Raw genomic sequence first — 22,666 nt, 5'->3', positions numbered from 1 at the left:
CGCTTTTGGACTTGCTCTGTTCTTGGATTTATTCAATAGAATTATAGTCTCAAAACGTCTTTTCGAGTGATTTTTGTGAAAAATTGTATCGAGAAATGTTTGATTTTAGATATGCTTCGCTTTTAGACTTCTTAGACTTACTAAGCTCTTAGACGCGCTTTCGCTTTTGGACTTGCTCTGTTCTTGGATTTATTCAATAGAATTATAGTCTCAAAACGTCTTTTCGAGTGATTTTTGTAAAAAATTGTATCGAGAAATGTTTGATTTATCACTGTTTTTGCTAATTATATCTCGTTTTCGAAATACATTTTTTTGCATTTCACTCTAAAAATCTATGAGAAGTTTCAAATATTATATGAAACAATCTAACAGCGCAAGCGATCTAACATCTAAAAGTGAAGCGGTCTAAAAGGCAAAGCCGATCTTAGAACTATTCTTTACAACTTTTTTTACGTCGTGTATCAATTAAATAGATGATTTTCCATTTGCCATTGTCTTTAAACAATTGAAACGAGTTGACGCCACAATGTAAAAACTTTCCACCAAGCCAAAATTCGTATGGTGTCCATACATTTGCCATTGTTCCATCGACTTGTACATTGTAAGATAGGATTTTTTCTTCCCAAGTTGGACTATCAGCTCTGGTTACAACAGCATTTATAAAATTATCAGCATTGCCATTTTTAAGAACCGATTTGCCATCTTTCGTCATGAATGTGGTTTGTAAAACGATGTCTTTATGTACAACTTCTTGCATCATTATAGAATCTTTTTTGTGGAAGCCTTCAAAGAATTGAATAACAGCTTGTTTCGCCGCTGTTTCATCGTCAGTTTGTGCGTTTACACTAAAAGAAAGCACAAAAAATAGAATAAATAAATATGGTTTCATGATTGATTGATTTTGCAGAAAATTAACCTAAAAATATGAAACTCAATTAAATTTTATAATAGTTTTAAGATTTTGAAACGTCTATCCACAAACAATATGGTTAAATTTACTTCCCTTAATTTTATACTCTCATGAATACTGTAACGCTGAAGAATACCATTTCTTGGTGGGAAAAGAAACGAATTGCTTTTAATTTTTTTGTAGGAATTACAGGAGTTATCGCTGTACTTGCCTTTATTCCACATACTTTTGGAATGGAAGACGCGATTGGAATTGTTTTGTGGGGAATTATGGCAAATATTTTATATTCTGCTGGAATTTTACTCGAAGTAGCAAATCAATATTATTTAAAAGGAAAACTAAATATTTTTCAATTTCGACTGTTCTTTTTTGTTGCAGGAACTTTTACATATATGCTTGTAACTTGGGCGTATACTGGGATTTATTATGATCCTTTCTTTTTTGTAATGTAAGATGTTGATGAATAAATTCATATTTACAGCAAGGTTTGAGAATAAATAATACTTTTGAATATGAAAAAATATTTACTCTTATTTTTCTTTGTCAGCTTCACGCTAAATGCACAAACGCAAGACGATGCATTTTCTCAACAAAAAAAGTTTCAACTGAATCCTTGGGACAATATAAACGGCTATCGATTTGCTTTGAATTCCTTAAAAACTGTAGAATTGGAAGCGAGTTATGTTCTTTCTTCTTGGCCTATTAAAGATCCTGGTTACGGCGGTTTAATTATGCGTTATCAATATTTAAGTACCGGAATTGAATATTTGCGAGTCGATCGTAAAGATGTATATGGTGTAAAATTCGCTTATGAAAATAGTTGGACATTATTTTCCGCACAAATTGGCACTGATTATCTCTTTTCAGACAAAGGTTCACAAGTGCGATTGATGCCCAAAGTAGGACTCTCTCTGTTAGGTTGGGTAACACTCTATTACGGTTGGAATATTAACTTGTTAAAAAATAGCGCATTGCAACCCAGAAAACATAATTTCATCTTACAAGTTACCGTTTTAAACTTCTAAAGCATTTTCAAAAAATAACAACTTACAAAAGTTCTTTTCATTTATTATTACTACATTGTTTAGCAAAATAACCACCAATGATTGTTACGATTTTAACCAAAGTATTACTTCCTTTATCTCTTGCTATTATTATGTTTGGGATGGGAATGACCTTAGTTCCAAAAGATTTTACACGCATTACTAAATATCCAAAAGCTGCTTTTATTGGTATTATAAATCAGCTTGTACTTTTACCAATTATAGGATTTTCCTTAGCAATTGTCTTCGAATTGAATGCTACAATGGCTATCGGTTTGATGATTTTAGCCGCAGCGCCAGGTGGACCAACAAGCAATTTAATTACGCAAATTTGTAGAGGAAATATTGCCTTGTCAGTGACTTTGACAGCAATTGTCAGTTTTGCTACCATATTGACAATTCCGTTGATTTTAACATATGCGCTCGATTACTTTGGTGGTGATTCCAGTGTTATCAAAGAACTGCCTGTTTTAGATATTATACTTCAAGTGCTTGTTATTATTGTGATTCCTATTTCTATAGGAATGTTTGTGCGTCGATCAAAACCTGAATTTGCTACACGAATGGAAAGTCCGATGCGAAAAGCTTCCACCGTGATTTTTGTGTTGATTTTTGCTGCAATTGTTATTGCTAAGTGGGAATTTTTAGGAAATGCCATGAAACAAGTCGGTTTGGTTACGTTGTTACTAAATATAGCTACGATGGCACTTGGTTATTTTACTGCGCGTTTATTCAAGTTAAACTTAAAAGATTCCATTACCATTACTGTAGAAAGCGGTATTCAAAACGGAACACTTGCCATTGTAATAGCCACAACGGTTTTAGATAATTTAGATATGGCAATTCCGATTGTAGCGTATTCTATTTGGATGTTTGTTACCGGAAGTATTTTAATGTGGTATTTTGGTGGTCGAAGAAACGCTTCAAATTAATTCATAATGACAGAACCAACAATACAAACGCTTCCGCAGAAGAAACTCATGGGGAAATCCATGCGAATGTCTTTGGTTGAAAATACAACTCCGATACTTTGGAAAAGTTTTATGCAAAATAGAAAAAGTGTCAAAAATACAGTTGGAACAGATTTGTATTCAATTCAAGTATATGATGATATTTTATACTTTAGAAACTTCAATCCGCAAACAGAGTTCACAAAGTACGCCATGACAGAAGTTTCTAGTTTTGATACAATTCCAGAAGGTATGGAAAGCTTAACTATTGACGCTGGACTATACGCCGTTTTTATCTATAAAGGACTGCCTCAAGATTTTTCAAAAATGGCAAATTATATTTTTAGTCAATGGTTGCCAAATTCAGAATATATGCTCGATAACAGACCACATTTTGAAGTTTTAGGAAATAAATACAAACCCGCAAGTGAAGACTCTGAAGAAGAAGTTTGGATTCCGATTAAAAATAAACGTGTATGATTTTCACTAGCGATCAATTTGTAGAGATAGCTTTTCTGTTTGAAAAAGAAAATGGCAATACGCTCGGCGAGTACGAGAACAATGTCATTGATGCTTCCACATTAAAAAATATTCCTGTTGATCAGTTAGAAGCCTCTATCATAGAAGGCTTGAAAAAGAATGCTTATATCGTTGAAAAAACACGAATTAGCGCTTATTGGGCTTTATCAAAACGATTCAATCCAGATTTAATTCCACATTTTAAAACTTGGCTTCAACAAGAGTTGGATGCCGAAAAAAATATTGCCATTTTTCAATTGATGATCGCTTTAGATAGATTGAATGAACCTGTTTTTGACGCTACAAGAACTGGTGTTTCTTTTGATGAATTTGATTTGAATGTAAAAGATGCGGTAAAGTATTTAACTTAGAATCTTGCCATGAAATTTTTACAAAAATGTATATACTGTTTCACAGTACTATTAATTGTTGGCTGTTTTTCTAAAACTCAAAACGAGAAAAATTTATCCAATGAAAGAAACATTTTTGAACCTATTGGTAATGTCTATTTTAATGATTTACTGAAAAAATCTGCGGAAGCAAAAAAACCGCTACTCTTCTATTTCTCTTATTATTCGTGTACAAGTTGCAGAGAACTAGAAGATATGATTACAAACGATCAAAAACTATTTAGCAGCTTCCAAAACGATTATATCATGGTTCCTCTATACACAACAAACAGAGAAACACTTCCTAAAAAAGAATGGTTTTACAGTAACATATTGGGACGAGAAGTAAAAACCATAGGTGATAAATATTTCCACTGGGAAATGGAAAAGTTTGAAACAAATGCACTTCCGCTCTTTGCTATTGTTAATGAAAAAGGTGAAAAAGTAAAAACTTTAATTTATACGAGAGATCTTTCTGAGTTTCATGAGTTCTTCTTAACTTCTGAATGAAGTACTATTATGCTCCACTTAGCCAAGTCACTGTGTTTAACATGTATTGCGCATTATCGCCATTTTGATATTCTCCTGGTCCTGGCCAATCACTATCTGTATTTCCCAACCAACCAGAATCGCCACAAATAACCACTCTACCTTTCCCCACACTTTTAGGATCACTAAGTCCAATACTCCATAAAACGCCATTGGTTATCGGTTTTGAACTTTGTGTATTTACTACATATTTTAAACCTTCCAATGCCGCAATAGAGGTGCTAAATGCATTTGGATAGACAGCACAAAAGCTACGAGTTACAATGGAGCTTACTACCGTTGTAGTTCCGCCTTTTACAATGGGCCAACCTTTGGCTCCAATAATGGTAGGATGATTTGATAAATTAGTTCCCGTGAGTGGCACTTCATTATCTTGCCTATCTGTACTACTATACGCTGCTGCTTCATACGCAGACCAAAATGTAGAACAAACTGATCCTGTGTAACGTACGTGGTTGTTATTGATATTTCCTAAATTAAATCCAGAATGATTCGCCATACACCAAAGTCCGCCTCCATTTGTCACAAAATTAGTAATTGCTTCGAGTTCTGCTTTTTCAAATGGATCATCCATTCTATTCGTAAGAATCAAAACATCATAACCATTTAAAGTTGCATCACTCAAAGCACCTTGGGCTATATCGTATGCATAATTAGCTTCCGTTAAGGTTTCAAACATTCCTGTCAACCGATTTCCTTGATTAATTTGTACTTGAATTTGTTGTCCGTAGCGATCAAATAGAATTTTCATAATGTAGATGTTAAATAAGTATCCTATAAATGTAGTTCTAAAATAGGCATTCGTGTAGCGCATAAACACCTGTTTATAAAACAAGTAGAAACCACTTACATGCTGTTGATTTCATCGTTCATTTGTAGGATTATAGCTTTGATATCTATAAAAAACAGTTCACTTGTCTACAGCTTACTTTTTATTATTATTTTTACAGTCTTACAAAATAATATCCTATGTCAGTCGCAAAGAAACAGTACAAAAGAGTGACCACAAAATCGGTGGTGGAAATGAAGACTAATGGAGAAAAGATTTCCATGTTGACCGCTTATGATTATACCATGGCAAAAATTGTAGATGGTGCCGGAATTGACGTCATTCTTGTGGGCGATTCTGCTAGTAATGTAATGGCAGGACATGAAACAACTTTACCAATTACTTTAGATCAAATGATTTATCATGCTTCTTCGGTAATTAGAGCTGTAAAAAGAGCTTTAGTGGTGGTTGATATTCCGTTTGGAAGCTATCAATCTGATCCGAAAGAAGCGTTACGTTCCGCAATTCGAATTATGAAAGAGTCTGGTGGACATGCAGTAAAGGTTGAAGGTGGAAAAGAAATTAAAGAATCTATTAAACGTATTTTGAATGCGGGAATTCCTGTGATGGGACATTTAGGATTAACGCCACAATCTATTTATAAATTTGGAACGTATACCGTTCGTGCCAAAGAAGAAGAAGAAGCCGAAAAACTAAAAGAAGACGCTAGAATGCTTGAAAAAGCAGGTTGTTTTGCAGTTGTTTTGGAAAAAGTTCCTGCAAAGTTAGCGAAAGAAGTTGCAGATATTTTAACGATTCCTGTGATTGGAATTGGCGCTGGAAATGGTGTGGACGGACAAGTATTGGTAACACACGATATGTTGGGAATGACGCATGAGTTTAATCCGCGATTTTTACGTCGTTATTTAAACATGTATGAAGAAATGACCAATGCCTTTGAGCAATATGCTGCCGATGTAAAGTCTGTTGATTTCCCTAATGAGAAGGAGCAGTATTAGTATATTTAGACTAACTTAGATTGTTAGATTTTTAGACTTGTTAGATATACTTGTGTAGAATAATACCCTTTTTGAAAATACTCATATTTAATCAATTAAATATATGAGTATGCACCGTTTTAAAGAGTTAGTAGTTTGGAAAAGAAGTAGACAATTTTGTTCTTCAATTTATGAAGTAACTTCAGAATTTCCATCATCAGAAAAGTTTGGATTAACGAATCAGTTACGAAGAGCTTCAGTATCAATTCCATCTAATATAGCAGAAGGAAGTTCTAGAAACTCGAACAAGGATTTTGTACGCTTTTTAAGAATCGCCATTGGTTCAGCTTATGAGATAGAGACACAATTATTAATTGCTTATGATTTAAAATTCTTATCACAAGAAAATTTACAAAAACTCACACAGGAATTAGAAGAAATTATAAAAATGGTTTCAAAATTTATAGCAACACTTAAAATATAAAGATAATACTTGTCTAATTGTCGAAGACAATCTAAAAATCTAAGAAGTCTAATATGTCTAAAGTCCTTTCCAACAAAAACAATCTCCAAGTACTCTACGAAGACAATCACATGATTATTGTTAATAAACGTGCTGGTGATATTGTACAAGGTGATAAGACTGGCGACAAACCGTTGAGTGATGTTGTGAAAGAGTATATTGCTGAAAAATATAACAAGCCTGGCAATGTATTTTTGGGTGTTGTACATCGTTTGGATCGACCTACTACGGGAATTATTGTATTTGCCAGAACTTCCAAAGCGTTGCCTAGATTAAACGCCTTGTTTGCTGAAAAGAAAGCTAAGAAAACGTATTGGGCAGTGGTAAAAAATATGCCTCCAAAATCACAAGATACTTTAACGCATTGGCTTCGAAAGAATCCGAAGAATAATAAATCTACAGCGGTCGCAAAGGAGATTGCAGGAAGCAAAAAAGCGATTTTAGAGTATACTGTAAAGAAAAAGTTAGATCGGTATGTACTGCTTGAAATTGCACTGCATACAGGAAGACATCATCAAATTAGAGCGCAACTTTCATCAATTGGTTGTAAAATAAAAGGTGACTTAAAATATGGTTTTGATCGTAGTAACAAAGATGCAAGCATACATTTACACGCTAGAAAGTTAGTGTTTACTCATCCTGTAAAGAAAGAATCTTTGGAAATTATTGCTCCACTTCCTAACGATCCTGTTTGGAATGCTTGTGTATAAAAAAACAGCTTTCAGAGTTTCTAAAAGCTGTCATTATACGTTTGTAATCCTATGTTTATATTCCTGCTTCTGTAGCTGCTAATACGCTAGAAGAAGCCGTTACCAATCCTATCTGCTGTTGTGTTAACTCAATGTCATACTTTTTTGCTGTATACCTTAATGCCATGATCATTTTTTTTTCGTAAGCCTCTTCTAAAGAATCGCAGAGAACTTTTGTAATTTTTCCATCTTTTGTAATATGCATCATTTCTCCTTGATCGTTATAGGTAAGTACACCTGAAGTTGGTGCCTCATAATCATCATCATGATCTCTTGAGAATAAGTCAATACTTCCTACTACAGAAAATAAATTTCCATTCAAATCATATGTAGATTGCATGATGAGGTGATCGTCTTTTTCATTGTCAGTCACCGCATCAATTTTTACAGAAGATAACATTCCGAATTGATTATCATAAAAACTACTGTCTGGATAATACGATCTATATGGATAGCCATTTACTGAAAATTCAACATACGCATTATGTTTTGAATTGTTCCAACTACTACCTCCTAATGAATTTAAAAATTTAGTACCGTCAAATGTGAGTGTTTCATTTTCTACATACAATTCTTGATAATACGCCAATACCAAACGTGCAATACTGTGCGATACCATGGCAGGAAAATACATAGTTCCTCCATCGTCTTGAAGTGTAAATACAGCACTTAAAACGGTATTGATATGATCTACACAAAAAGAAATGGCTTTTGCGGTATAATCTATCAATTTATTGGTATCTACCGTCGCTACAACTCCTACTCCATCGGTTAATATAATTTCTGCTCCATCAGCTAGTAATTTTGCAGCATCCGCAGCTACATCAATGGCGCCATCAATGATTTTAATTAGCCAATCTGGAACTTGAGTCGCTTCTTGTATTTCATACGTTACTTGAATTTGATCTGTAAAATTCCCATTGAAATCCATTGCAAATGTCACCGTCGCATGATCGTCTTGTTCTCCTTGAATATGATCTAAATTGATAGTGAATGCCACTTTAGAGCCATCTAGAATAATTATGGGATCATATACACGAAAACTAGAATCTTGTGCGTACACTTCACTATTGTATAGATCGTCTTTTTTAGTATGTACACCATTAGGATAGAGCGCAATAAAATTATTGGTGATATTAGTGGTATTTACTGCTGGTTCATGATCGTATAATTGAAAACTGGCAATGGTATCGTCCATATCATCTTCGTTATTATCATCTTTTAAATCTTTTAAATTATAGCTTGAATTGGGACCTATCAAAACCGTTCTACCTTGATAATTTTCTTTGGAAAATACGCGAATCCATGCTTGCGAACCTGTTTCAATAGAACTTGCATCATCTTTCATATCGTCTCTATTGGAATCATCATCCCAATTCACATCATTAAGATCGGATACTTTTTGTGCTTCTGTAAAAGTTCTATTTTTTCCTGAATAGTCTTTGTCCTTGTAAAATGTTACTGTGCAATTTGACATAATTAATAATTTTTAATCGTTAATAATTTGTTTTTGGTAGGGCAATTCTATGTTTTGAATTGTTGAAACAAATGAAGAGATAAAATGGCAAATTATTGCAATACTTGGGTACTACAAAAGTACTACACATCAAAAAACAAGGGTTTTTACTTAAGAACTTAAAAAAGAAATGCGAACTATTTTTTATTGTAAATCTTGAATAAAAGTATATATGTCAGTTTCGCGATTGAGTGCTAGTTTTTTCTTTAATCGATAACGTGCCATTTGTACACTGGAAGCACTAATATTCATAAGTTGTGCAATTTCTTTGGTTACCAAGCCCATTTTTATATAACTACAGTGTCGTAAATCTTGCTGGGTGAGATTGGCTATTTTTGATAGTTTTTCGAAAAAATTTGGATGCACGCCATCAAAATGGATTTTAAACGTAGACCAATCCTGATCGAGTCGATGTTGACTTTGCAGCATACTTTTCAGTTTTTTTACTTCTTCTTCGGCATCTTTGTTATCTTTTCTTCCTAAAATATTGACACTTTGCTTCAACTCTTGAAGCATTTCGTTTTTTTGAAGCATTTGCAAGGTCATACTCGTAAGTTCTCGTTGCTTATGATTCATGGTTTCTTCGAGTTGCTTTTTTTCAAGTGCATTTCGTTTTTCTCGTTCTACAACGAGTTTATTTTGCAATCTATATTTATTGAAAAACAATAGTAATACAATGACACTCAGTAATAGAATAAAAAATAGTGTATTGCGTAATTTTTTATGCAAACTTGCTTCTTCTTTCAATGCTGTATTTAACTTTCTTTGAATTCCTAACTGCACTTCTTTCTTTTCAGTTTCGTAACGTACTTTTAAATTTTCAGATTCAAACAAGCGTGATTTCTCATAAAGCTTTTGATTGACTTCCAAAATACTATCTGTATACTTTTGAACCATGACAGCATTATTACTATGTGTATAATAACTGATAAACAGCTTATAGGCATACATAAGCTGTTCCAAAGCATTGATACGTTTTAACATTACTAAACCTTCATTCATAATTGTTTTCGCTTCTTCCCACTTTCCTAATTTTTTATACATGGCAGCTTTGGTCAATAATGAAGAAGCATACAATTGATCGTAATTTGAAACTTTCAATAATTTCAGCGCTTTCGCTATATTTTCTTGGCATTTTTTATACTCATTTAAATTCAAATATACCTGAGCCAAATTCCCATAACAAACTCCTTCTCCACGCGTATCTTTTAATCGTTGCATCACAGGAATACACTCTTCAAAGTACGGTATTGCCTCTTCATCTTGCCCATATAGCATCAAGCTGATTGCCAAATCTTTTAGTCCATATCCTAATCCCCAATCATCACCATCTTGTTTTGCATCTACGATTACTTTTTTTATGATTTGCATAGACTTTTCTTCTTCTCCTTGCATATCATGCACTGCAGCAATATTCAACAAAGATGAATACTTCGAATCACCTCTAAATACATGATCACCTCTTAATTCAATAGCTTTATAAAATTGCGTTAATGCTTTGTCAAATTGCCCCCAATCTCTATACACTAGGCCTGAGAAAATATACCCATCTTCGGCATATTCTATATGCTCTCCACAATATTGAATCATCCAATTGCTAGTTGCTAACGCGAGTTGAGGTTTGCTGTATAGATATCGACTTGCATATCTTTCCATTGCTTTTAATTCGGATATTGAAAATATTTCGGGCGTGACATAACTGCTTCCTTTGTGAAATAAAATCCACAACAATCCATCAATCGATTTCAATTCTTTTGCTTTTGCATACGCTTCTGAAAAATAAGAGCTTGCTTGTGTCGAATTCTCTTCCAAATCGGCTATTTCTCCTAATCCTGTTAAAATTTTGATTTCTGTTTCTGAAGCTGTTTCACCAACTGTTTTAAGTGCTAACTCATATACTTTTTGGGCTTCTTTGATGCGATGTACTTGTACTAATACTTGTCCTTTTTGTTGAAGTGCCGAAGCTTTTTCCGTATCACTTTTTGCTTGATTGATAATACTATCAAAGTGTTGAATAGTTTCCTCAATACTGGTTACTTGTATTTCTTCAGGTATTTCCCAAGTTGGAATGGATTTGTCTTGCGCATGCACAGCAGTTTTTAAAAGTATACATACGACTAAAAAGATATAAAGTTTATAGCTATTGTAATCTTTTTTTGAAAGTTTCAATATGGTTCGTTTTAGGAATAGTTTTTATAAAAATAGCAAAAACAAACTATTCCAAAACTGTTGATAACCTGTATAAAAAATCATCTCATAGAAGGTAGCTTATATAAAGATAAATTTCTACTTTTAGTTACAACCAATTCCCGAATACTATGCGCATTGAAAGTGGAGTAAAGTTAGGCTTTAAAGATGTTATGATTCGTCCAAAACGTTCCACGTTAAAGAGTCGTTCACAGGTTTCTTTAGAACGTACTTTTAAGTTTTTACACAATTCTTATGAATGGACAGGCATTCCCATTATGGCTGCCAATATGGATACTGTAGGAACTTTTGAAATGGCAGAAGCTTTGGCTTCTAAACAGTTATTTACCGCCGTTCATAAACATTATACGATTCAGGAGTGGAATACATTTATTAATAATACGCCAAATTCTGTAGTATCTCATATTGCGGTAAGTACAGGAATTAGTGAAAAAGATAATGAGAAACTCCGTGTTATTTTTACCATACATCCACAACTTAAATTTATTTGTATTGATGTTGCAAATGGCTATTCTCAACATTTCGTAGATTTTGTAAAACAAGCTAGAGCTCAATTTCCTGATAAAGTAATTATTGCCGGAAATGTAGTTACAGGTGAAATGGTGGAAGAACTGATTCTTTCTGGCGCTGATATTGTGAAAGTAGGAATTGGTCCTGGTTCTGTCTGTACTACACGTGTAAAAACTGGAGTCGGTTATCCGCAACTTTCTGCTATTATTGAATGTGCAGATGCTGCTCATGGTTTGGGCGGACATATTATTTCGGATGGCGGCTGTACAACACCTGGCGATATTGCGAAAGCTTTTGGCGCTGGTGCAGATTTCGTTATGCTAGGCGGCATGCTTTCTGGACATCATGAAAGTGGTGGCGAATTGATTGAACGCAATGGCGAAAAATTCAAGCAATTTTATGGAATGAGTTCTGCTACTGCCATGGAAAAATATGTTGGTGGTGTGGCTGATTATAGAGCTTCTGAAGGAAAAACTGTTGAAATTCCGCTGAAAGGACATGTAGCAGATACAGTTCACGATATTTTAGGAGGCATTCGAAGTACCTGTACGTATGTTGGCGCATCTCGATTAAAAGAACTCACCAAGCGCACTACTTTTATTCGCGTTTCAGAACAAGAAAATAGAATTTACCAATAAATAAAAAGGGAACATTATTGAAAATGTTCCCTTTTATATTTTTATAGATATCTTATGTGCTCTATGCTTGCTTCTCTTTGAGCGCATTGGTATGAAACGCTACCAAACCTTCAATAGGTCTTCTGATAAAGTTTCCTACCGTAAAACCAAACTCTTTGGCAACTTCTTTGATTTCATTTTCAGAGAAAAACGCAATAGAACCTGCAAAATGTACAGGAACGGTTTTGAGTTCTTCTTCGTATTGCATGATCATATTTTGTGCAAATTCTCTGAATCCGTTTTTAATCAATTCTAGGATATACTCTGAATCTTTGTGTAAAAACATAAATTCTGCAAAACTTGCTAAGTATGCGTTCGGATTGGGTTGTTTGTATAAGTTGTATTTGATATAATCGCTATCAAGATTGTATCTTTCTTCAAAAGCTACACGTATTACATGCGGCATTTTGTGAAAGTAATAATCGCGAATGAGTTGTTTTCCGTAGTAATTTCCACTGGCATCATCCATTAAAGTATAGCCTAAAGAATTGACACGTTGGTGCAATTTTTCACCATCATAATAACTACAATTAGAACCAGTTCCTTGAATACAAACCACCGCAGCTTCTGCTTTATGATTTACCGTAGCGTATACCGCAGCCAATGTATCTTCATTTACATCGACCAATGCATTTGGGAAAAAGTCTTCTAAAACTCCTTTTAAAAGTAAACGTGGATTTTCTGTTCCGCAACCAGCGCCATAAAAGAAAACATGTGTAACTGTATGACGATGTGCCGAAAGTTCTTTGCTTTTTTTGATGGTTTTTTTCAATTTCTTTTCAGCAAGAATCGCAGGGTTCAATCCTTTCGTACGAAGCTTATCTATTAATTGTTTACCATCTTTGTCCACTGCAATCCAATCGCATTTTGTGGAACCACTGTCTACTAATAAAATCATGGTGTGAATATAAAATAAATTCCCAAATTTCTAGGAACGTTTTGGATGAAGTATCTAACCAAAATAAGCACAATTGAGTACAAAAATGTCAACTGTGCTTATCTGTTATTATATTATAAGTTATTTACGTGTAATGCTAAGTCTACTAACTTGTTTGAGTATCCAAATTCGTTATCGTACCAAGAAACAATCTTGAAAAATTTTGAACTTAATTCGATTCCTGCTCCAGCATCAAAGATACTTGTACGATCGTCACTTACGAAATCTTGAGAAACTACAGCTTCTTCAGTATATCCAAGAATTCCTTTCAATGCGCCTTCTGAAGCAGCTTTGAATACATTTTTAATTTCTTCGTAAGACGTCTCTTTTTCAAGTCTTACTGTTAAATCTACTACAGAAACATCAACTGTTGGTACACGGAATGCCATTCCTGTTAACTTTCCGTTTAATTTAGGAATTACTTTCCCTACTGCTTTTGCAGCTCCTGTTGAGGTTGGAATGATGTTATTCATTGCAGAACGACCTAATCTGTAGTTTTTCTTTGATGGAGAATCTACCGTATATTGTGTTGAGGTTGCTGCGTGAATTGTTGTCATTAATGCTTCATCAATTCCGAAGTTATCATCTAATACTTTAGCAATTGGTGCCAAACAGTTTGTCGTACAAGAAGCATTTGAAACAATATTGTCTGATGCTTTTACCTCATCGTGATTTACACCCATTACAAACATTGGTGCATCTTTTGAAGGTGCAGAAATTACGACCTTTTTAGCTCCAGCTTGAATATGGTAATCAGCCGTTTCTAAGGTTGTAAAAATTCCAGTACATTCAGCAACTACATCTACTCCAGCTTCATCCCACTTTAAGTTTTTCGGATCTCTTTCTGCAGTTACACGAATGGTTTTTCCATCAACGATAAGATTTCCATCTTTTACTTCAATCTTTCCATCAAAACGTCCGTGTACAGAATCGTATTCTAGTAAATATGCTAAGTGATTTACATCCAATAGATCATTGATTGCAACTACATCTACATTATCACGCTTGATTGTTGCTCTAAATACAATTCTTCCTATTCTTCCAAATCCGTTTATTCCTAATTTTGTCATTTGTTTTCCTTTTTGCTTATTATTTTGTTTATACTGATAGAATATCAGATATTCTTAATAATTCTTTATTTATACTATGTTCACCTTTTACGGCTTTTTCTATACTTGTTATTAACATTTTATTATCGGAGATTCCAACCATTACGTTTGATTTTCCGTCTAAGATCAATTCTACAGCTTTTACGCCCATTCTACTTGCCAATACTCTGTCAAAACAAGTTGGTTTTCCTCCACGTTGCATATGTCCTAATACTGAGACACGTGCTTCATAGTCTGGTAAGTTTTCGGTAACATACTCTGCAAGTTCAAATACATTTTTACCAATTTTATCACCTTCAGAAACTACCACAATACTCGACGATTTTCCACTTCTACGACTGCGTTGCAATGATTCTAGCAAACGATCTAATCCTAAATCTTCTTCAGGAATTAAGATTTCTTCTGCTCCTGCTCCAACTCCAGCATTTAATGCAATAAATCCAGCATCGCGTCCCATAACTTCTACAAAGAACAGTCGGTTGTGCGAACTCGCTGTATCACGAATTTTATCAATCGCTTCTACTACTGTATTTAAAGCAGTATCATATCCAATAGTAAATTTTGTACCATATATATCATTATCAATAGTACCTGGAACACCAATTACCGGAATGTCGTATTCTTTACTAAAAATCATTCCTCCTGTAAATGTTCCATCACCACCAATAAGTACCATGGCTTCTACACCTTCTTCTATTAAATTCTCGTAGGCTTTTTTACGTCCTTCTTTGGTTTTAAATTCCATAGAACGAGCCGATTTTAAAATCGTTCCTCCTTTACTAACAATATTTTTTACACTACGTGCTGTTAGTTCCATACTATCGGCTTCAATCATACCTTGGTAGCCTCTAAAATAGCCTACACATTTTACATTATAATATGAACAAGCTCTTGCTACAGCTCTAATCGCAGCATTCATTCCTGGAGCATCTCCTCCAGAGGTCATTACGCCTATTTTTTTGATGTTACTTTGCATGCAATTTTTGATTTGAATAGTAAAGCTAGAAAACTTATTTTGATTTCAAAGTACGCTTTACATGAATTTTACATAGTTTTAAAATTTCAAACGTTTTCGTTAATAAGTTCTCAGAATTTTAACGTTTTAGATCACATTTTTTCTAGTATTCTCAAGTTTTTAAAGTTTGAAAATGAGGATTTTTTAACTTTTCAGAATTGAATTTTTAGACTAATTTTTTAAGAGAAGAAAGTCTACTTTTGGAGTTCAATTTTACGATTGAAAATGATTAAAATGTAATTTTTTTGATCTGGTTTGTTGCACGAAAATGAAAAAAGTATTCGCTGAAAATAATGGTGGAATTATTCGCCCTTTTTATTGTTTGCTTTTTTCGATTTTTCAGTCGTTTTTTTAGGAGTTTCTTTTTCTTTTTTAGCTGCTTCCTTTTTGGATTCTTTTTTCGCTTCTTTCTCCAATTCTTTTTTGGTTGAATAAGTGACTACGCCACCACCAACTTGATTTTTTTCTTCTAGTTCTTTCTGCAGCTTTTCTTCTAGTTCTTTCCGCAGCTTTTCTTCCGCCATTTTCTTTTTCCCTTTGAAGACTTTGTCAACCAATTCTTTTAAGGTATCAAAATCAACATGATACGACAGTCCAACTCCTTGCGTGAATCCTTCAATTTCTCCCACATATTGAATTTGATTTTGTCTGTTGAAGATTTTTGCTGTGAGCGAACGATCTTCATTTAAAGAAATTTCTATTTCGGCATCACCTACAATCGCAGTTTGTGTAACACCGCCAACTGGAACTCCAATTTGTCCGTTGAATGTAATCTTATCACTAATTTGACTAGACACTGTTAACCCTAATAGATCAGCTGTGTCTAGGTTTAAGGAGCGATCTGCTTGACTGTAGTTTACACCTACTTTTACAATATCATCATCATCAGAAAGTGCATCATTAAAAATACCTGTAGCAGTTTCGATGAGGTTTCCTGTCAATACATTCTGATTGATGTTTACATCATTTACAAATCGTCCTTGCGACAATAAGGATAAAGCTTGTAATCTTCGTTTGTCATCGTCATTTAACAAGAAATCCATTAACTCAGAGTTTGCGCCACCTTGTGTCGATGGAAATGTGATGTTAAATATAGGATCAGGTTTCATTAAATCACCTGTAAGTCTAATTCCAACTTCTACAGGAATTTTTTTGTTATAGGTTGGTGCATCTAATAATACATCTGGATTTGCTTGTAAACCGTATACAGCCTCTACATTTAACTGTGCTTTAAAAGGATCTCCTTCCCATCGTATGGTACCCGCAGGTTTTAGCGTGAATTTTTTATTGATGATTCCACGGTATTTAAAGTTATATTCTCCAGTATCCGTGATAAAATCTCCAAACATATTAAACTTCCCATTGGTATTAATTTGCATCAGCAAACTTCCAAAACCACTTCCTTTAATGCTACTTCCTGCTTTTCTGTCTACTTCTATTTCAACAACAGCATCTGGTGTAACATCTAAATCAAACTCCAATTCTAAGCCTTTAAAATCATCTAAAGCGGTTTCTTCTTGACTTTTAGGATCGTAAAATTCTTCTTTCGTCACAAATTTTATAAAAGACGCATCTCCTACAGAAGCCACATAACTAATTGGAATTTTTAAATCTGTTCCTTTTTCGGTTCGTCCTTCTACTTTTATCGTCAATTGGTCGGTTGGTCCATCAATCCAAGCTTCTCCACTTATATATCCTGTTCCGTAGTATAAATTTTCTTCTTCTTCTTCTTCATTATATTCTGTATTTAAGACCAGTAATCGATCTGTCGAAAGTTTTAATCCCAATTCCCAATTGTCAAAAGCAGTATGTTTAATAGTCCCGTTTAGTTGCCCTTTGGTATAATCTTGTGTATCCAGAATGGTAACATCATCAAATTCAAAGGTTTGATCATACAGTTTAATGATAGAACTGTTGGCTAAGTCTACATCAACATTTAGATACGGAATATACAATCCGCCAGCAAGCATGCTCAATTCTCCATTGATTGCTGGATTGCTGAGGTTTCCGACGACTTTGGCTTCTCCTGATATCAAACCGCGAATTTCGGTAATGACATCTTCTCCAAGTGCACTAAACGGTGATATATCAAATTTATCAATTTTAGCATCAACATCAATAGTATTTACATTATTGGCTACATTGATAGAACCAAATGCTGTCAGCGATTCCAACGTTTCATTGACCAATTTTGCATTGACTCCAAATCGTTCTAAATTTTCATCGCCTGTAATATCAATATTCAAATCGCCCAAGAGTTTGTCATTCACTTCTAAACTGGCGATTCCTAGTTTTGATTTTGGAATATAGCCGCCATTTATTTGCTTAATATCAAGTTTTCCATTGACTTTTCCGCCCAAGCGAATACTATCAATAGATGGCGTAATTTTTTCCAATCCAACATTTATAAATTCAAGCTTAATGCTTTTGTTGTTTTTTCCAAAAAGTTCTCCTTCCAGATCAATTTCTTCATTTTCATGATTCATCACAATTTTTTCAATGAAGATTGAATCTAGATTCTTGTCAAAAATAAATCTGTTTTTACGATCGTTCTTTTCATTGATAAACCATTTATTTCCACGAAATGAAACATCCGATTTTTTGAGTCCGACAACCGATTTGTTTGAACTATCGATGGTGTGATAAAAGCTTAAGTTATAATTATCGTCAAAGCCTTTTCCTCCTTTAAATTCTGTTTTAAAGAACAAAGTATCTTTCAACGTTGTATTAATCAAGCTAAATTCTTTTGCATCGTACCATTCTGTCGTTACATTGGCAACTTCTATATACGTATTGAATACTGGATTTTTATTATCAATAACCATTTCCACATTATCAATCGTACTTCCATACGCTATAATTTGTGGCGTTTTAAATGTCAATTTAAACTCGTTTTGATCTCCTCGTATACTTCCACGAAGCGACGTATTTTTAGACAATTCAACGTCTGGCAGAAATACATCTACAATTTTATTGTAAATCTTAAAGTTGAAGTTTAAGTATTGGTTCGGAAGTACTTCAATAGGTCTATAATTGGTATAAATACTTCCCACAGAGTTTTGTACAAGGTCTAACACTTCGTCAAAATGAAAACGTCCTGTAACAGTTCCTTTTATGATATCTGGTGAATCTATTGTGAGTTTTCGAATGTCTTCTTCGCTAAATTCTGAATGTACACTAAAGTTTTTAAATGTATAGGTTGAATTTTGATTCGTGTATGATATTTTCTTGAAGAAGATATCTCCTGCCATATCATCAATGGTATTTCCAACAAGATCTAAAACCATATCACCTTTTAATAGTGAAATGTCGTCTCTTTGCACAAAATTCAGTTTGTTTAAATCTAACGTGTTGATTGAAGCTTTAAATCGGAATTCGTTTTCAGCACCTGCAAAATTTGCCAATCCTTCAAAGTTAAAATCTGCATTTGGATCTCTGGATACCAAACTTCCGTCAAACAATTGATCTTTTAAAACGCCTGAAACATTCAGGTTTTTGTACATATAATCATTGTAGTATATAGAACTTACCGTTCCTACGACTTCTGTATTTAGACTTTCTTCCGTAAATCCTTTTCCATCGACAAATACGTCCGAAGAAATTGTTCCCAACATCGGATCGTTTAAATAAACGCCCAAATTGAAGTTTTCAAATTGTATTTCTCCTTCATACAAAGCATTTTCACGATCGCCCACATCAACAATATTGATATCCAAGACTGAGTTTCCGATTTCGGTATTGATACGAACATCTGCATTGATCACATTTTCAGTGATTTCTGTGGTTCCTGTCATGCTAAACTGCCCTAAACGATTTAAGGTTTTTGGTAGATTTACACCTAATATATTCGGCAATAAAGTAGTCAACTGATAGTTGTTAGATGAAAAACGTTCAAAATCACCTTTCATATAAAACATTCTACTCGAATTGAATAGATTTTTATACTGAACATCTCCTTTTATGATTGTACTTGGCGATTTAAAGTCAAAGTTTTTTGTGGTAAAGTCATTTAAAACACCTACGATTTCTGTACTGAACGTTCCTTTTTTATTTCCAAACTCATCATAAAAATAGTTGAGTTCATTGAAATCAATTTTTGAATCTGTAAACTTGGCAGACAGTTTTACTTTGTCCAAAAAGTTGGCAAAATCCTTTCGTTCATAATCAAATACAACACTTCCATTTAGTTGCGAATTGTCTGTTTTTATGAGCAAATTATCAAAACGCATTTGAGTGAGTGAGTAATGAAATATGGTATTCATTTCATTGACTCGCAGTCCATGCACATCTAAAAAAGTTAAATTCTGGACATCTCCAGAAACATTAGGACCTTGTACTTTAAAGTCATACACCGTTCCAGAAAGCTCTTTAAAATCGAGCATATCTGGCGTTGAATTGTTTTGGTCTTTGTATCTAAACTTGCTATCATTAAGTTTCAACTTAGAACTTGTCAATAAGAAATTAGAAGGTGTTCCGTCGGAAGGTTCAGAGTCAAGTTTTGCAATAAAAACGTCTAAAGTGGTATCGGTAGAATCTTTTTCAGTATTGATATTAAGAGTAAGTCCTTCAATATTTACCGTGCCAAATTCAAGTTTATTATTCAGCACATTGTTAAAACTTAAAATAGATGTTTCTAAAGCATTGATATGGATCAAAGTATCTTTTAGATAATCTTCAATATAAATATCTTTCATGGAAATGTCTCCATTCCACTTTAAGCCAATTCGCTCAATATTGATATTTGTATTGTACTTTTCGTTTAACCAGTTGGTCGCCTTTTTTCCAACCGCAGTTTGTACCGCAGGAATCGAAAAAATAATCAACAACAGTAGAAATAGCAGTATAATTGCTAGTAACACACGTTTGATTATTTTCCAGGCTCTTTTAATGATAGTTTTTATTAAAGGTTATATGTCGTTTATGACATTGCAAATTCACAAAAAAAATATTACAAAACACGATGTTTAGCATATCTTTGTGACTTTATATCAATTTTTATGCCTTTTAAAACGTATGAGCACAAAAGATGTATATATTTTAGCTATTGAATCATCTTGTGATGATACTTCTGCTGCTGTTTTACAGAACGGAAAAGTATTGTCAAATGTTATAGCCAATCAAAAAATTCACGAAGCATATGGCGGCGTTGTTCCTGAATTGGCATCAAGGGCACATCAACAAAATATTGTTCCTGTTGTGCATCAAGCACTAGCTAATGCAAATATCGATAAAAAACAGTTAAATGCCATAGCTTTTACGCGCGGACCAGGATTAATGGGATCACTATTGGTTGGGACTTCCTTTGCGAAGTCGCTCGCACTTGGTTTAGACATTCCTTTAATTGAAGTAAATCACATGCAAGCGCACATTTTAGCACATTTTATTGAAGATGAAGCGCAAACGATTCCTGAGTTTCCATTTTTGGCTATGACCATTTCTGGCGGACATACACAAATAGTGGTCGTAAAAGATCATTTTGAGATGGAAGTAATTGGCGAAACTATTGACGATGCTGTTGGAGAAGCGTATGATAAAAGTGGGAAAATCTTAGGATTGACTTATCCTGCAGGTCCAATTATTGACAAACTTGCCAATGAAGGAAATCCGAAAGCATTTCCGTTTCCAAAACCGAAAGTAGCTGGATTGAACTTTAGCTTTTCTGGATTGAAAACCGCTATTTTATATTTTGTACAAAGACAAACTAAGGAGAATCCGAATTTTGTAGCAGAGAATTTAAAAGATATTTGTGCGTCTATACAATACACGATTGTCAATATTATTTTGGACAAATTGAAAAAAGCATCCAAAGAAACTGGTATTAAAACAATTGCTATTGGTGGTGGCGTTTCTGCAAATTCTGCGATACGAAAAGCCTTGAAAGATGGTGAATATAAGTATGGCTGGACAGCACATATTCCAAAATTTGCTTACACAACCGATAATGCTGCCATGATTGGAATTGTTGGATATTTGAAATATTTGAAAAAAGATTTTACGGATGAATCGGTGACGGCGAATTCGAGAATTAAGATATAGGTCTTGGGTCTTGGGTCTTGGGTCTTGGGTCTTGAAAAGTATCATTTTATTTCAAATTCAACATTCATAATTTAAAATTTCTAATCCATGGCATTCAACGAACGTTTAGCAAACAGAATTCGAGCACAGTTTTCTTTTTTTCCAGAAACTTTTACGGAAAAGAAAATGTTTGGTGGCATTTGTTTTATGTATGAAGGAAAAATGGTTGTTGGGATTGTAAAAGAAGATCTAATGGTTCGAATCAAATCTGAAAAGATGGAAGAAAACCTCGCAAAAGATTTTGTGCGTCCGATGGATTTCACAAAAAAACCAATGAAAGAATTTGTGTATGTTTCTCCCGAAGGTTGCGAAACTGAATTGGAATTGTTACACTGGATTGAACTCGGATTGGAACATGCAAAATATAAATTGAATCAATAATTGGGTTTTGAAATAAATACTTTTTCATTTATAATTTAGCATTTATAATTATATATTTAGCATTCATAATTTCGAATTTCACAATGCAACTTTTTTACTCACCAGACATCACACCCGAAACAAGTCATTATACATTTTCCAAAGAAGAAAGTAAACATATTGTGCGTGTATTGCGTAAAAGAGAAGACGATATATTACATATTACCAACGGAAAAGGGTATATTTTTTCAGCGAAAATTATGCTTGCTGATCAGAAGAATTGTATTGTTGAGGTAACTTCATTTGAGTTTCAGAAAGCGAAAAACTACAAATTGCATTTGGCTGTAGCGCCAACAAAAATGAACGATCGGTATGAATGGTTTTTAGAAAAAGCGACCGAAATCGGAATTGACACGATTACACCAATTATTTGCGATCGATCGGAACGAAAAGTGATTAAAGCAGAACGTTTTGAGAAAATTATACAATCGGCAACCAAACAATCGTTAACAGCTTATTTTCCTAAGTTGAAACCTGCAATTTCGTTTTCAAACTTTATCAGTACACACAAAAACGAACAATTATTTATCGCACATTGTGAAGAAGACCAAAAACAATCTTTAAAAACTGCATTAGAACTTCAAAAAGACGTTACCATTTTAATTGGTCCTGAAGGTGATTTTTCAGAAAAAGAAATTGCGCTTGCACTTCAAAACAACTATGTTCCTGTTACTTTAGGCGAAACACGTTTACGTACCGAAACTGCTGCCATTGTAGCATGTCATTCTGTGGTGTTTTTGAATGAAGTTTAATTATTAAAAGTTGGATTTATATTCATAGTACTTCTCGATACAAATTTG

At 33.9% G+C, this 22,666-nt stretch carries 21 protein-coding genes; 13 read left to right on the top strand and 8 right to left on the bottom strand.

What is annotated here, in order from left to right:
• Positions 1-430 precede the first annotated feature (430 nt).
• Positions 431-889, bottom strand: a complete 459-nt coding sequence (locus Q0845_RS12060; RefSeq protein ID WP_298513326.1) for a nuclear transport factor 2 family protein — start codon at positions 887-889, stop codon at positions 431-433.
• Positions 890-1,020: 131 nt separating this feature from the next.
• Between Q0845_RS12060 and Q0845_RS12055 the strand changes: the two genes are divergently transcribed.
• The 6 genes from Q0845_RS12055 to Q0845_RS12030 all read left to right on the top strand — a co-directional run bounded on the left by Q0845_RS12055 (position 1,021) and on the right by Q0845_RS12030 (position 4,321).
• Positions 1,021-1,362, top strand: a complete 342-nt coding sequence (locus Q0845_RS12055) for a hypothetical protein (protein ID WP_298513324.1) — start codon at positions 1,021-1,023, stop codon at positions 1,360-1,362.
• Positions 1,363-1,422: 60 nt separating this feature from the next.
• Positions 1,423-1,935: a hypothetical protein gene (locus tag Q0845_RS12050; RefSeq protein ID WP_298513322.1), complete on the top strand. Its 513-nt coding sequence runs from the start codon at positions 1,423-1,425 to the stop codon at positions 1,933-1,935.
• Positions 1,936-2,012: 77 nt separating this feature from the next.
• A complete protein-coding gene (locus Q0845_RS12045) occupies positions 2,013-2,885 on the top strand; it encodes a bile acid:sodium symporter family protein (protein WP_298513319.1) in 873 nt (290 codons plus the stop codon).
• 6 nt (positions 2,886-2,891) lie between these two features.
• Positions 2,892-3,383: a GyrI-like domain-containing protein gene (locus Q0845_RS12040; protein ID WP_298513317.1), complete on the top strand. Its 492-nt coding sequence runs from the start codon at positions 2,892-2,894 to the stop codon at positions 3,381-3,383.
• Entirely contained in the window at positions 3,380-3,793 is a 414-nt protein-coding gene (locus Q0845_RS12035; protein ID WP_298513314.1) for a hypothetical protein, read from the top strand. Before Q0845_RS12040 ends, Q0845_RS12035 begins: the two co-directional genes overlap by 4 nt.
• Before the next feature lie 9 nt (positions 3,794-3,802).
• Positions 3,803-4,321 carry a hypothetical protein gene (locus tag Q0845_RS12030; protein WP_298513311.1) on the top strand — a complete coding sequence of 173 codons (519 nt, stop codon included), beginning with the start codon at positions 3,803-3,805 and terminating at the stop codon, positions 4,319-4,321.
• Between the two features lie 7 nt (positions 4,322-4,328).
• On the opposite strand, the gene Q0845_RS12025 is transcribed toward Q0845_RS12030, so the two are convergent.
• Entirely contained in the window at positions 4,329-5,111 is a 783-nt protein-coding gene (locus Q0845_RS12025) for a hypothetical protein (protein WP_298513309.1), read from the bottom strand.
• A 218-nt stretch (positions 5,112-5,329) separates the two neighbouring features.
• On the opposite strand from Q0845_RS12025, the gene panB reads away from it, so the two are divergent.
• The 3 genes from panB to Q0845_RS12010 all read left to right on the top strand — a co-directional run bounded on the left by panB (position 5,330) and on the right by Q0845_RS12010 (position 7,360).
• Positions 5,330-6,148, top strand: a complete 819-nt coding sequence (gene panB / locus Q0845_RS12020; protein ID WP_298513306.1) for a 3-methyl-2-oxobutanoate hydroxymethyltransferase — start codon at positions 5,330-5,332, stop codon at positions 6,146-6,148.
• A 109-nt stretch (positions 6,149-6,257) separates the two neighbouring features.
• Positions 6,258-6,611 (top strand): four helix bundle protein, encoded by a 354-nt coding sequence (locus Q0845_RS12015; RefSeq protein ID WP_298513304.1) that lies wholly within the window; start codon positions 6,258-6,260, stop codon positions 6,609-6,611.
• A 53-nt stretch (positions 6,612-6,664) separates the two neighbouring features.
• Positions 6,665-7,360: an RluA family pseudouridine synthase gene (locus Q0845_RS12010; RefSeq protein WP_298513301.1), complete on the top strand. Its 696-nt coding sequence runs from the start codon at positions 6,665-6,667 to the stop codon at positions 7,358-7,360.
• Positions 7,361-7,415: 55 nt separating this feature from the next.
• Here the strand turns inward: Q0845_RS12010 and Q0845_RS12005 are convergent, their stop codons facing one another.
• Both Q0845_RS12005 and Q0845_RS12000 read right to left on the bottom strand, forming a co-directional pair.
• Positions 7,416-8,876 (bottom strand): hypothetical protein, encoded by a 1,461-nt coding sequence (locus Q0845_RS12005; protein ID WP_298513299.1) that lies wholly within the window; start codon positions 8,874-8,876, stop codon positions 7,416-7,418.
• Positions 8,877-9,059: 183 nt separating this feature from the next.
• Complete coding sequence (locus Q0845_RS12000; protein ID WP_298513297.1) at positions 9,060-11,084, bottom strand: LuxR C-terminal-related transcriptional regulator; 2,025 nt, start codon at positions 11,082-11,084, stop codon at positions 9,060-9,062.
• Between the two features lie 149 nt (positions 11,085-11,233).
• Here Q0845_RS12000 and Q0845_RS11995 point away from each other — a divergent pair, with 149 nt between their 5' ends.
• A complete protein-coding gene (locus Q0845_RS11995) occupies positions 11,234-12,271 on the top strand; it encodes a GMP reductase (RefSeq protein WP_298513295.1) in 1,038 nt (345 codons plus the stop codon).
• A gap of 61 nt (positions 12,272-12,332) precedes the next feature.
• Here the strand turns inward: Q0845_RS11995 and Q0845_RS11990 are convergent, their stop codons facing one another.
• The 4 genes from Q0845_RS11990 to Q0845_RS11975 all read right to left on the bottom strand — a co-directional run bounded on the left by Q0845_RS11990 (position 12,333) and on the right by Q0845_RS11975 (position 20,230).
• Positions 12,333-13,208: an N-acetylglucosamine kinase gene (locus tag Q0845_RS11990; protein ID WP_298513293.1), complete on the bottom strand. Its 876-nt coding sequence runs from the start codon at positions 13,206-13,208 to the stop codon at positions 12,333-12,335.
• A gap of 113 nt (positions 13,209-13,321) precedes the next feature.
• On the bottom strand, positions 13,322-14,317 hold the full coding sequence (gene gap / locus Q0845_RS11985; protein WP_298513291.1) for a type I glyceraldehyde-3-phosphate dehydrogenase: 996 nt from the start codon (positions 14,315-14,317) through the stop codon (positions 13,322-13,324).
• Between the two features lie 28 nt (positions 14,318-14,345).
• Positions 14,346-15,332, bottom strand: coding sequence for a 6-phosphofructokinase (pfkA, locus tag Q0845_RS11980; protein WP_298513290.1), 987 nt, complete (start codon positions 15,330-15,332; stop codon positions 14,346-14,348).
• Positions 15,333-15,673: 341 nt separating this feature from the next.
• On the bottom strand, positions 15,674-20,230 hold the full coding sequence (locus tag Q0845_RS11975; RefSeq protein WP_298513288.1) for a translocation/assembly module TamB domain-containing protein: 4,557 nt from the start codon (positions 20,228-20,230) through the stop codon (positions 15,674-15,676).
• 154 nt (positions 20,231-20,384) lie between these two features.
• Between Q0845_RS11975 and tsaD the strand changes: the two genes are divergently transcribed.
• The 3 genes from tsaD to Q0845_RS11960 all read left to right on the top strand — a co-directional run bounded on the left by tsaD (position 20,385) and on the right by Q0845_RS11960 (position 22,618).
• Positions 20,385-21,407 (top strand): tRNA (adenosine(37)-N6)-threonylcarbamoyltransferase complex transferase subunit TsaD, encoded by a 1,023-nt coding sequence (gene tsaD, locus Q0845_RS11970; RefSeq protein WP_298513285.1) that lies wholly within the window; start codon positions 20,385-20,387, stop codon positions 21,405-21,407.
• Positions 21,408-21,494: 87 nt separating this feature from the next.
• On the top strand, positions 21,495-21,827 hold the full coding sequence (locus Q0845_RS11965; protein ID WP_298513282.1) for a TfoX/Sxy family protein: 333 nt from the start codon (positions 21,495-21,497) through the stop codon (positions 21,825-21,827).
• Positions 21,828-21,910: 83 nt separating this feature from the next.
• On the top strand, positions 21,911-22,618 hold the full coding sequence (locus Q0845_RS11960) for a 16S rRNA (uracil(1498)-N(3))-methyltransferase (protein WP_298513280.1): 708 nt from the start codon (positions 21,911-21,913) through the stop codon (positions 22,616-22,618).
• The last annotated feature ends 48 nt before the right edge of the window (positions 22,619-22,666 follow it).

The sequence above is a fragment of the uncultured Kordia sp. genome (assembly GCF_947489565.1).
Taxonomy (GTDB): domain Bacteria; phylum Bacteroidota; class Bacteroidia; order Flavobacteriales; family Flavobacteriaceae; genus Kordia.
Note: the sequence above shows the minus strand (reverse complement) of the source record. Positions and strands in the feature narration are given on the sequence as shown.